The sequence below is a fragment of the Candidatus Chryseopegocella kryptomonas genome (genome assembly GCF_001536065.1).
Classification (GTDB): Bacteria; Bacteroidota; Ignavibacteria; order Kryptoniales; family Kryptoniaceae; genus Kryptonium; species Kryptonium kryptomonas.
Genome location: NZ_CZVW01000001.1, coordinates 1 through 11,405, shown reverse-complemented (window position 1 = coordinate 11,405; position 11,405 = coordinate 1). Strand labels below are relative to the sequence as shown.

The window sequence follows — 11,405 nt, the reverse complement described above, 5'->3', positions numbered from 1 at the left end:
TGGCTTTTGAAAAAAAGCACTTTTTAGTAAATTTAATGTGTATTTCAAAAAAATGGAGCACACCGATGAAAAACACAATTGAATATCTAATCAAACTTCGCGAAGAAGCAAAACTCGGTGGCGGAGTAAAAAGAATTGAAGAACAGCACAAGAAAGGCAAATTAACAGCAAGAGAACGGCTTGAAATTTTGCTTGATGATGGAAGTTTTCAGGAAATAGATATGTTCGTAAGACACCGAGCTCACGACTTCGGAATGGACAAGCAAAGACCTCTTGGTGATGGGGTTGTAACAGGATACGGCACAATTGACGGGCGACTTGTCTTTGTGTTCAGTCAGGATTTTACTGTCTTTGGTGGTTCTCTTTCAGAAGCACACGCTGAAAAAATATGCAAAATAATGGACCTTGCTATGAAAGTTGGAGCTCCTGTCATAGGTTTAAACGATTCAGGTGGTGCGAGAATTCAAGAAGGAGTTGCAAGTTTGGGTGGATATGCAGAAATTTTCTTAAGAAATACGCTTGCCTCCGGCGTTATACCACAAATTTCCGCAATTATGGGTCCGTGTGCAGGTGGTGCGGTTTATTCACCAGCTATAACTGATTTCATCTTTATGGTGAAAAACACAAGTTATATGTTTGTCACGGGTCCAAATGTTGTGAAAACAGTTACACACGAAGATGTAACATTTGAAGAACTTGGTGGGGCAACGGTGCACGCAACTAAAAGCGGTGTTGCACATTTTATCTGCGATAACGATGTTGAGTGTCTATTGCATATAAGAAAACTTTTAAGTTATCTCCCATCAAACAATATGGAAGACCCACCAAGAATTGAAACTGGGGATGACCCAAATCGCGAAGAACCAAAACTTGACACAATAATTCCAGACAATCCAAATAAACCATACGATATGAAAGAAATAATTCTTTCCGTCGTTGATAACGCTGAATTTCTTGAGGTTCACGAGTATTTTGCTCCAAATATAATCTGCGGATTTGCAAGGTTTGATGGCTATCCAGTGGGGATTGTTGCAAATCAACCTGCAGTGCTTGCTGGTGTTTTGGACATTGATGCTTCTGTTAAAGCAGCAAGATTTGTAAGATTTTGCGATGCATTCAACATACCGATAATAACTTTCGTTGATGTCCCCGGGTTTATGCCCGGAACTGATCAAGAATGGCGTGGGATAATAAGACACGGTGCTAAACTTCTTTACGCATATTGCGAGGCAACTGTGCCTAAAATTACAATCATAACAAGAAAGGCTTATGGTGGCGCATACGATGTTATGGGTTCAAAACATATAAGAAGCGACATAAACTACGCTTGGCCAACAGCTGAAATTGCAGTTATGGGTCCCAAAGGTGCAGTTGAAATAATTTTCAAAAAAGAAATTGAAAAAGCGGAAAACCCAGAAGAACTTGAAGAGAAATTAATTCAAGAATACAGAGATAAATTCGCACATCCATACATAGCTGCTGAAAGAGGATACATTGATGATGTCATTGAACCAAGAAAAACAAGGCAGATGATAATAAAAGCACTCCGAATGCTTGAAAATAAAGTTGACACGAATCCAAAGAAAAAACATGGCAACATTCCGTTGTAAAATTAAATTCACAATGCTATGTTTGAAACAATTTTGATTATTTCGGCGGTTTTTTATTCGCTTGAAATAATTCTGTTTTTAATCGGGCTGGGGAAAAAAGACAAGAAAAGAAAAATTAACACTGAAAACGCAAACAACGGTCATCTCCCAAATGTCAGCGTTGTCGTCGCAGCAAGAAATGAGGAAGAAAACATTGAAAGATGTGTTAAGTCAATTCTTGAACTTAACTATCCGAAGGATAAACTTGAGATAATAATTGCCGATGATGGCTCAACAGATAGAACCGCTGAAATAGTTTCAAGCTTACAAAAAGAAAATTCACATTTAAAACTTCTCAAGATAAATTCCCAAGTTAACAATCTAAAAGGAAAAGCAAACGCTCTAGCTCAGGCAATTGATAAAACAACAGGCGAATTTATATTTATGACAGATGCGGATTGCGCAGTCCCGAAAAACTGGATAAAGGGAATGTTAAGATATTTTGATGAAAAAACAGGCGTCGCATCTGGGATAACTATAATTGAAGATGGAAAAATTTTCTCCGGAATGCAATCTTTGGACTGGGCTTTTTTGCTCGGAGTTGCAGCTGCTGTCGGGAAACTTTTTAAACCAGTGGCTTGCATCGGAAATAATATGGTTTTTAGAAAAAAAGCATACATTGAATGCGGTGGTTATCAAAATTTAAAATTCAGCATCACCGAAGATTACGCACTTTTTAAAGCAATAATTCAAAATGGAAAATGGAATTACGCGTTTCCCGTTGATCCTGATACCCTTGTCATGAGTAAGCCAGTTAAAACATGGAAAGAACTTTACCATCAAAAGAAAAGGTGGGGCACAGGCGGACTTGACACAGGTCCTCTGGGGATAATGGTTATGTCTGGTGGTTATATCTTTCACCTTCTACTCTTGCTATCACCATTTTTAGCAAGCCAAATTTTGTATCTTGCGATTGCGATAGCTTTGAAATTTTTTATTGACGGCGCTTTCCTCTTCAAAATTCTAAAAAAGTTCAAAAAAATCCCACTCTTGAAATATCTTCCCTTCTTTGAAATTTACTACATCATCTATGTTGTTGTGCTTCCATTTGCTGTTTTCCTTGGCGGGAAAACAGTGTGGAAAGAGAGAAAATACAAAGGATTGCGAAATCTTGAAATAGTGGAATGAAATTAAACTTTTCAAAAAAAATTCCGATAAATTAAATAGTGAATTTCAAAACAAAACGACGATTTTTTAAATGTTCAAAAAATGTCCGATGTGCAATAGTATTTGGAAAACAAAAAGTGAATTTTTAAACGATGACAATGTAAAGCTTGTCGGTTATCAAAAGTATATGGGAAGTTATGGCGGTGGGTATTTGCTTTTTAAACATAATTCAAAATTTTGTGGGACAACGATTGCTGTAAAATCTGCCTTTTTCTCCGACGGGACCACATCTACGCAGAGATTGAAAAGAATAATTAAAAAAGAAAGCGGGCGTTGAAGCCCGCTTGAAATTTTATCTATTCATAACGAGAGAAGTCCCACCTTTGCGCGCAAATGTCCAGATGTAATCACGCAACGCTCTTATTTGCTCATTCGCATTGCCATCAAGAACATCTGGAATCGGGCTTGTGCCCTCGTAGAAAAATGTCGGCATGTTTGTCCCCGGCTGAATTGCCTGTGGATCACGCAACCAATCAATCACCCATTCTGGTTTTAATCTTTTCGGAGCAAGTTCAAGATTTGGCGCAAGCATTGACGCAGAAAGACCACTTCCAACAGTGTGGCATTTCAAACATTGCAACTTATCAAACAATTCTTTCCCAGCTTGAACATATTTCTTCTCAAGTGGAACATCATAACTTCTGACCTTGAATTCTTGGTTGCTCAAGCCAAGGAAATACTTTATTAGAGATGTTATCTCATCGTCTGTAAATTGAAAGGTTGGCATTCTAAGTTTAAACCAAGGTCTTATTGTGCTTGGATTTTTCAAAAATTCATAAAGCCACGGCTCTTGAACTTTCGCACCTTCAATCGTAAGTAATGGCGGTCTTAATCCGGGGTCTTCAATCATCGGGTGAATATATCCACCTTGCTCCTCAATTTGATGACAATTGACGCAATTATACCAAAGTGTTAATCTTCTCCCCTCGTTTATCTCCTTGCGTTTTCTGTCAAATGTCTGAACATATTTAGGACCAACTTCATTCTTTTTGAAACTCGCAATCAAAGTAACAAGCGCGTCAATTTCTTTATCCGTGAAATTAAATTGTGGCATTTTCAATTGAATTCTTTCAGTTGAATATCCTCTCGGGTCGCGGAGTTTCTCAGCAAGCCAAACCAAACGATCCTTTGGAAGATACTCTTTATACCCGAAATCAAGCTGTTCAATGTTTTTCCTCGCAAAGTCAGATATATCTACGCTAACTTTTGTTTCTCGTTCTGTTCCCTTGATCTCGTGACAACCATAACATCCATAGCTTTTTATCAATCTCAAACCTTGCTCAGCTTTCTCATTTGTGTAATTAATTTTGATTGAAGCGTAATCAACCGTATCCTTCAATGTCATAAGATAAGCAACTATATCGCTTGCTTCTTGATCTGTTAATCTCAAACTTGGCATTTTCGTATTCGGTAGATAATGACGCGGATTTTTAAGCCAGTCGTAAAGCCATTGTGGATTTACCTTACTACCAATTTTTGTAAGTTCAGGCGCAATATCATAATTCAATCCTCTTGTTTCGCGAACGACTTTGTTATCACCGATTGCATGACAGCCAAGACATCCAATGTTTTCAACCAACTCTTTACCTCGTGCAGGGTTTCCTCCACCTGTGTATTTGAATTGATATTGCCAGTTTTTAGCGCTATCCTGACCAATTTTAACAAGATAAGCAGTTATGGCTTCCGCCTCTTCAGGGGTTAATTTAAAGTTCGGCATTCTTCCGTGAGGCAAATATTCTCTTGGATTCAAAACCCAGCGATATATCCAGCCCGGATATGTTTTAACAAGCAAATTATTCAAACTCGGTCCAACTTTCGGAAAATCATTGTATCCATCAACCCCGTGACATCCATAGCATCCTGACTCAATCAAAATATGCTTACCCATTGTCAACTTTGGAGCCCATTTGAGATTTATCTCGTTGAAATGACAATCATTACAACCAGCTTCAATGTTTTCTTTCTTCAAAATTGGCCATTCCCAATGTTTATCTTTATCTCCGTGAGCATATCCTTCAGTTAAAGCTGGACCCTGACCACGATGGCATGGCGTGCATCCGAAAGTTTCAGGATTATGCTTCGCAAGTAATTCAAGATTAGGATGTGTTCTAAATGGTTGCGGAGCATCAACAAAAAGTGAATCATTCCATCCAAGATGACATGTCTGACATCTATCAACGCGAGATTTTAATGTCCCAAAATTAGTCCTCTCAAATTCTGGAAGTATCACTTGAACGATCTTTATCTGTGCTTCTTTTGTCTTTTGAATTCTGTCTTTTATTTTGTTTATTTCATCAAGAAGTTTGTTAAGTTCATGTTCCGCGTCATCAACCCTTGCTTTGTATCTTTTAACAATAGCCCAAGCTGAGTCCTTCTTTCTTGTGAGATCTTCTATCTTCGCGTTAAACTCCTTCATCAAACTTTCTTCTCTCTGGACCTTGTCCCACCATTTTTTAACTTCTTTTTCATCTTCATTATCAAGCTTTGCTCTTTGATAGAAGTAATAATACTCATCGGATCTACTTTTGGCAAATTGAAATTCCCGAGTCAGATCAGCAAGTTCCTTTTCATATCTTTTATAATCTGCAAGAGCATTTTTATATTCGTCTGATTTTAGAGCTTCTCTTGCTTTTTGAAGTTCTTCTGTTAATTCTTTATATCTTGTGCTGTCAAAATTTGAAAGTGCAATTTTATAAAGTGAATCAAGTTTTGCGAGTTTAAGCTGGTAAAATTTCCTTTGATATTCTTTCCAAGGTCTCCTTATTGAGACCTCATCTATCACTGCCCAGAGGGTTGCAAGGAAAAGTATGCTTGCAAGTGCAAGGTAAATTTTATCATATCTTCTCTGTTCAACGGGAATTTCTTTACGCTTTTTAAGCCAAGTAAAAATCATTTTATCATCCGGGATTTTGTTTTTAATTTAAACATTAAACCAAGGCGTCACCCAGACATACTTAACATTCAAAGTCCATCTCAAAATCATCTTTATCGGCAAAGCTATCATAGTCAAAAGCAGGTATGATGTAATTATGTATCTTGTTAATCCAAATTTTTCAGCAAAATCAGGCAGTTTCTTTTTCAAAAGAAACCATCCAAGTGGCATTAAAACTGCATAATAACCGATGACGAAAACACCACCAAGCACAGAAGCAACCGGGTTTAAAGTTCCATCGGGATTATGTGTTGGAATTCCAAAAAGTTCAGTTAAGTCAACATTTGTAATCGCAACTACCTTATGCGGATCCCACTCTTCCCAAGGCCAGAAGAAATTCCATCCCGGACCTCTGAAAAATGTTCCGACAAAAATCAAAAGAACCCAAAGAACAAGAAACCCAAAAGCAAAAATTGTGATTGCCCATTTTCTTTCTTTAAATGTGTAATATCCGTTTCCCTTCGGATTTATATCAATGTATGGGATCGCCATTAAACCGATTATAATCAAGGTCGGGAGCAAAACTCCCGCTATCCAAGGGTCAAAATAAACAAGCATCTCTTGAAGTCCGAGGAAATACCACGGTGCTTTTGATGGATTTGGTGTAAGAGTTGGATTTGCTGGTTCTTCAAGCGGTGCATCAAAAGCGATTGACCAGACAAGAACAAAAGCCATAACCGCAACCGCTGCTATAAATTCAACACGAACAAGATAAGGCCAGACCTGAACTTTATCAGATTCATCAGCTTCGTATGGGACACCGCGTTCATCATTTCTTTTTGCTTTTTTCATCGCATAGATGAAGAAACCATAAACTGTGAAAAGAAGAATTATTATCGGGAAGTTGTCGGGATTGCCGAGGATTTTTAAAAGGTTGTGCATAATTTAACACTTGGATTTTATTTTAAATCTTTTTTGGCACAGGACCTGAAATTCCACCATCTTTTCTCACACGCCAGAAATGAACAGCAAGGAAAATTGCCGTAACAAGTGGCAAAAAGATACAATGCAAAACATAAAATCTTAACAGCGCTGGCGGTCCAACTTGAGTCCCGCCCAGAAGCAAAAATCTAATGTCATTGTCAGGTCTCATCCCAAGCTCAGGACCAAAAGGTCCTTGATGTCCGAGGAAAGGTGTAGCTCTTGCCATATTTGTTCCAACCGTCACAGCCCAAATCGCAAGCTGATCCCAAGGCAAAAGATAACCTGTAAAACTTAACAAAAATGTAAGAAGCAAAAGTATCACACCAATTACCCAGTTAAATTGACGCGGTGGTTTATACGAGCCGGTCAAAAATACCCTGAACATATGTAGCATAACTGTTATGACCATAAGATGCGCAGACCAACGATGCATATTTCTTATCAACGCCCCAAACGGAACATCGTTCATAAGATATTTCATATCTTCATACGCATATTCAGCTGCTGGGCGATAGTAAAACATTAAAATTACACCCGTGATTGTCAAAATTATAAACAGAAGAAAAGAAATTCCGCCCATTCCCCAAGTGTATCCATAATTCACAGCATGCCTTGACACTCTAACAGGATGAAGATGCAAAAAGACATTATCAACGACCATCAAAGCTCTGTTTCTCTGTGTATCTTCATATCCGTGGCGAAAAATTGATTTGTAAATTTCCGAACTTTTTATCTTCTTTTTTATCTGAGCAAGCATATCCTTCCATAAAAAATTTTGTTTTCAATTAACCTTTGTAAGGCAGAAAAGATCCAGGCTTACCCCATTCGCCTTTCTCGTATCTATAAGTTATACCTTTATCAATCAAAATTTGACCATCTTCAGCAAGCGTAATTTTAACTCTTTCAAGCGGTCTTGGCGCTGGACCTTCAAAATTTATTCCCGATTTTCTAAATCCACTCCCGTGGCACGGACACTTAAACTTATTTTCACTGCTTAACCATCTCGGAGTGCAACCCAAATGAGTGCAAACCGCAAGCAGAGCATAAAATCCATCCTCTTCACGAACTATCCAAACACGTTGTGAATCCTTAAATCGTTCGCTTACCTCACCAACAGTGTATTCATCGGGATAACCTGCTTTAAATGCCGTCGGAGGTTCATAAAGAACACGGGGAAACAAATATCTTATAACTCCGATAATTGAGGTGAATATAAAGCCCAAAAATCCAAGCCATCCCGCAAGTGTTAAGAAAGAACGACGGTTAAACTTCCATAACCCAGTGTCATTTTCAGGTGGTTTATCCTGTTTAGGAATGACTTTCTTTTTTGTTTCCTTTTGAGCAACTTCTTGATTTGTTTGCTGGTTTAGAATTTCACTCATAAATCAGGTTGCAAATTTTGTTTTTAAAAATTGGGATAAAAAAACTCCTTTTTTGAGGCAAAAAAATTATACCGCATGCTTCTGCGGAAAAAAAATGCAAATTTTATCTCCAATTGAATCAACCACGCTTTGAAGATTAACCGATTGAAGGTATAACTTTATCTTATCATTTACATCCCCAAACAAACTTCTAACAAGACAATTCTTTTTGAAACGACATCCAATTGCAGTTGAAAGATAACATATTTCCTCCCTTGATGGCTCTATGGCAACGATTAGATCATAAAGCGTGATCTCTTTAAGCGGTTTTGCAAGCACATAACCACCTTTTACACCGATTGTGCTTTCAAGAATTCCAGCTCGTCTCAGAGCTTGAAGAATTTTCATCATATAACTTACTGACAAACCACATTCACGGGCAACTTCAGAAGCACGGACAAGTTTTCCGTCTGGTTTCGTCGCTATATAAACTATTGCGTGGATTGCATATCCAAGTGATTTGGATATATCTATCATGTTTTCATTCACTATCTTTTTGAACCATATCAATTGTTTCCCACGGGCAATACTTAGCACAAAGTTTGCAACCTATGCAAATATCTTCATCAACAATCACAATGCCATTTACATTTGAAAACGGATTTACTCCGTTTGAAAGATTTTGTCTTAAAATTTCAAGCGTGGTTGATTTGACACCGTTGAATGAATCAATGAATTCCGGACCTTTGACTTTGTAAATACAATCAACAGGGCAAAATTCAATGCAAACTTCACAACCTGTGCAACCAACTGGATTGACAACAGCTACAAGCTTTACTTTTTTCTTTCTTACTGTTTTTTGTGGAGTTTCATTTATCTGAGATTGCGACACTTTGATTTCTCAATTTATTTTCCATTTGAATTAACAAGAAGCACCGAGAATGTGTTCATTAAAAGTATGTTCTATCTTTTACATCTGTTGCGACAAAGCCAGAAATTAACATTTTCTTTTTCTCTTTAACAATTTTATCAGCAGTTGGTTTATCATATTGTTCAGCCGAATCAACGAGAACCGTTACAACATTATTTTTCACTTCAGCAAATCCTTCTGTGATCACAAAGTAATTTACATTCCCATTTTCATCAAGAATTTTAACCTCTCCAATTTCAAGTTCGCTTATCAAAGGAGCGTGGTTGTAAAGAACTTGAAAACTTCCCATCACACCAGGCAAAGTTATGCTTTTCACCTTGCCACGATAAACAACCTTTTCCGGCGTTAATATCTCAACTTGAATTAATTTATCCATCTTTAATCAAGTTTCATTTTCTTTGCTTTGTCAAATGCTTCATCTATTGTCCCCACCATATAAAATGCCATCTCTGGAAGTTCATCACATTCTCCTTCAATTATCGCCTTAAAACCAGCAATTGTATCCTGAAGTTTGACATATCTTCCCTCTGTTCCAGTAAATGCTTCAGCAACGAAGAATGGTTGCGATAAAAATCTTTGTATCTTTCTTGCTCTCGCAACTGTGAGCTTATCTTCTTCGGAAAGTTCATCTATCCCGAGAATGTTTATTATATCCTGCAGATCTTTGTATGTTTGCAAAATTTCCTTCACTTTTTTAGCGACATAATAATGTTCTTCTCCCACAACTTTCGGGTCAAGAAGGCGTGATGTTGAATCAAGCGGATCAACCGCAGGATAAATTCCAAGCTCTGCGATTTGCCTTGATAGAACAGTCGTCGCATCAAGATGACCGAAGGTTGTCGCAGGAGCTGGATCCGTTAAGTCATCAGCAGGGACATAAATTGCTTGAACGGATGTAATTGAACCTCGCTTGGTTGAAACAATTCTTTCTTGAAGCTCTCCCATCTCTGTTGCAAGCGTTGGCTGATAACCTACCGCAGATGGCATTCTCCCAAGCAAAGCTGAAACCTCAGAACCCGCCTGTGTGAATCTGAAGATATTGTCTATGAAAAGAAGAACATCCTTACCTTCTTCATCTCTGAAATACTCTGCAATTGAAAGAGCGCTTAACCCAACCCTCAATCTTGCACCCGGCGGTTCGTTCATCTGACCGAAAACAAGAACTGCATTTTTCAAAACTCCAGATTGTTTCATCTCAAGCCAAAGCTCATTACCTTCTCTTGTTCTTTCTCCAACCCCACCAAAAACAGAATATCCCTTGTGATAAACTGCGATATTGTGAATCATTTCCATAATTAGAACCGTTTTCCCTACCCCAGCTCCTCCGAAAAGTCCAACTTTTCCACCTTTGGGATATGGCTCAAGCAAATCTATAACTTTAATCCCTGTCTCAAGAATTTCCCTCTTTGTGCTTAACTCTGTAAAATCAGGGGGTTCACGATGTATTGGATAATATTTCTCCGCTTCAATTGGTCCAAGCCCATCAATTGGCTCACCAACGACATTTAAAAGTCGCCCGAGAACCTTCGGACCCACTGGAACTTTTATAGGTCCTTCTGTATCATACGCTTTCATACCACGGACAAGTCCATCTGTTGAATCAAGTGCAACTGCACGAACACGATTTTCACCAAGATGTTGTTGAACCTCCGCCCAGAGAATTTCCTCCTTTCCTTCAATGTTAACCCTTGGAATTTTAATAGCGTTGTAAATTGCAGGCAAGTATCCATCTTCAAATTCAATGTCAATAACAGGTCCAATGATTTGAACTATTCTTCCTTCTCTCATTAAATCTTAAACGATTTTCTTTTTGAAATTTTCAAAAAATATACGAAATCCGAGCAACTTTTCAAAAAAATCAATTCAAGTTAATTTCCTTGACCCTGCGCCTTTTTGAAGCCACATAAATGGTTATAGCAAAGCCAGCAAAAATCAAATATGGCACAACAAGTAGATAAACAATGCCATCGTTCAAACCACTTGCCAGTTTCATTCCCTCCTCTGAATTCGTCACATTTTGCTTACACATTGCACATTGTCCGTATGCAAAATTTGAAACAAGCAAAAGATTAAGTAAGAAAATTAACACCACAAAAATTATCCTCTTCATAACAACCTCCAAAGTTTGTTTACCTAAAAATGTGATAAAGCATTAGATATATCAAAACACCAGTCAATGAAACATACATCCACACTGGCAAAGTAATTCTTGCAACTTTCGGATGCTTATCAAATTTTTTAAGCAAGGCAAATGTTAATGTCACAACAGCAAGTGGAAGCGCAAAAATCGCAAGCAAAGTGTGAGATGATAAAATCGCAAGATAAACATTTCTCCAAAATCCGATCTCTTTAAATTTTGTTATCCCAGCGCTGTAATGATAAACAAGGTATCCGATTAAGAAAAGAGAAGAAGAAACAAAAGCGGAAAGCATGAATTTTTT

General features: G+C 37.8%; 13 protein-coding genes. 3 read left to right on the top strand and 10 right to left on the bottom strand.

Annotated features, from left to right (window positions below):
- Window positions 1-65 precede the first annotated feature (65 nt).
- From AWW83_RS00065 to AWW83_RS00055, 3 genes are all read left to right on the top strand, one after another.
- Window positions 66-1,610, top strand: coding sequence for an acyl-CoA carboxylase subunit beta (locus AWW83_RS00065; protein ID WP_092346544.1), 1,545 nt, complete (start codon window positions 66-68; stop codon window positions 1,608-1,610).
- Between the two features lie 18 nt (window positions 1,611-1,628).
- Window positions 1,629-2,777, top strand: a complete 1,149-nt coding sequence (locus AWW83_RS00060; RefSeq protein ID WP_092346541.1) for a glycosyltransferase — start codon at window positions 1,629-1,631, stop codon at window positions 2,775-2,777.
- An 88-nt stretch (window positions 2,778-2,865) separates the two neighbouring features.
- Window positions 2,866-3,093 carry a hypothetical protein gene (locus AWW83_RS00055; RefSeq protein WP_234697208.1) on the top strand — a complete coding sequence of 76 codons (228 nt, stop codon included), beginning with the start codon at window positions 2,866-2,868 and terminating at the stop codon, window positions 3,091-3,093.
- 15 nt (window positions 3,094-3,108) lie between these two features.
- Here AWW83_RS00055 and AWW83_RS00050 read toward each other — a convergent pair whose 3' ends face one another.
- From AWW83_RS00050 to AWW83_RS00005, 10 genes are all read right to left on the bottom strand, one after another.
- On the bottom strand, window positions 3,109-5,709 hold the full coding sequence (locus AWW83_RS00050) for a c-type cytochrome (RefSeq protein ID WP_092346535.1): 2,601 nt from the start codon (window positions 5,707-5,709) through the stop codon (window positions 3,109-3,111).
- Window positions 5,710-5,736: 27 nt separating this feature from the next.
- Entirely contained in the window at window positions 5,737-6,630 is an 894-nt protein-coding gene (locus tag AWW83_RS00045) for a cytochrome b family protein (protein ID WP_092346532.1), read from the bottom strand.
- 22 nt (window positions 6,631-6,652) lie between these two features.
- The gene (locus AWW83_RS00040) at window positions 6,653-7,429 is read right to left on the bottom strand and encodes a cytochrome b N-terminal domain-containing protein (RefSeq protein ID WP_092346529.1); all 777 of its coding nucleotides are present in this window, start codon (window positions 7,427-7,429) and stop codon (window positions 6,653-6,655) included.
- Between the two features lie 28 nt (window positions 7,430-7,457).
- Window positions 7,458-8,054, bottom strand: a complete 597-nt coding sequence (locus AWW83_RS00035) for a QcrA and Rieske domain-containing protein (protein ID WP_092346527.1) — start codon at window positions 8,052-8,054, stop codon at window positions 7,458-7,460.
- A gap of 66 nt (window positions 8,055-8,120) precedes the next feature.
- Entirely contained in the window at window positions 8,121-8,570 is a 450-nt protein-coding gene (locus tag AWW83_RS00030; protein WP_092346524.1) for an RrF2 family transcriptional regulator, read from the bottom strand.
- A 4-nt stretch (window positions 8,571-8,574) separates the two neighbouring features.
- Window positions 8,575-8,925 (bottom strand): 4Fe-4S binding protein, encoded by a 351-nt coding sequence (locus tag AWW83_RS00025; protein WP_102134818.1) that lies wholly within the window; start codon window positions 8,923-8,925, stop codon window positions 8,575-8,577.
- A 58-nt stretch (window positions 8,926-8,983) separates the two neighbouring features.
- Window positions 8,984-9,340: an ATP synthase F1 subunit epsilon gene (gene atpC, locus AWW83_RS00020; RefSeq protein ID WP_234697207.1), complete on the bottom strand. Its 357-nt coding sequence runs from the start codon at window positions 9,338-9,340 to the stop codon at window positions 8,984-8,986.
- Window positions 9,341-9,342: 2 nt separating this feature from the next.
- The gene (gene atpD, locus AWW83_RS00015; RefSeq protein WP_092346521.1) at window positions 9,343-10,752 is read right to left on the bottom strand and encodes a F0F1 ATP synthase subunit beta; all 1,410 of its coding nucleotides are present in this window, start codon (window positions 10,750-10,752) and stop codon (window positions 9,343-9,345) included.
- 70 nt (window positions 10,753-10,822) lie between these two features.
- Window positions 10,823-11,074 carry a hypothetical protein gene (locus tag AWW83_RS00010; RefSeq protein WP_200753979.1) on the bottom strand — a complete coding sequence of 84 codons (252 nt, stop codon included), beginning with the start codon at window positions 11,072-11,074 and terminating at the stop codon, window positions 10,823-10,825.
- Window positions 11,075-11,093: 19 nt separating this feature from the next.
- The coding region (locus AWW83_RS00005; protein WP_092346518.1) for a DUF420 domain-containing protein at window positions 11,094-11,405 on the bottom strand (312 nt) is incomplete at its 5' end.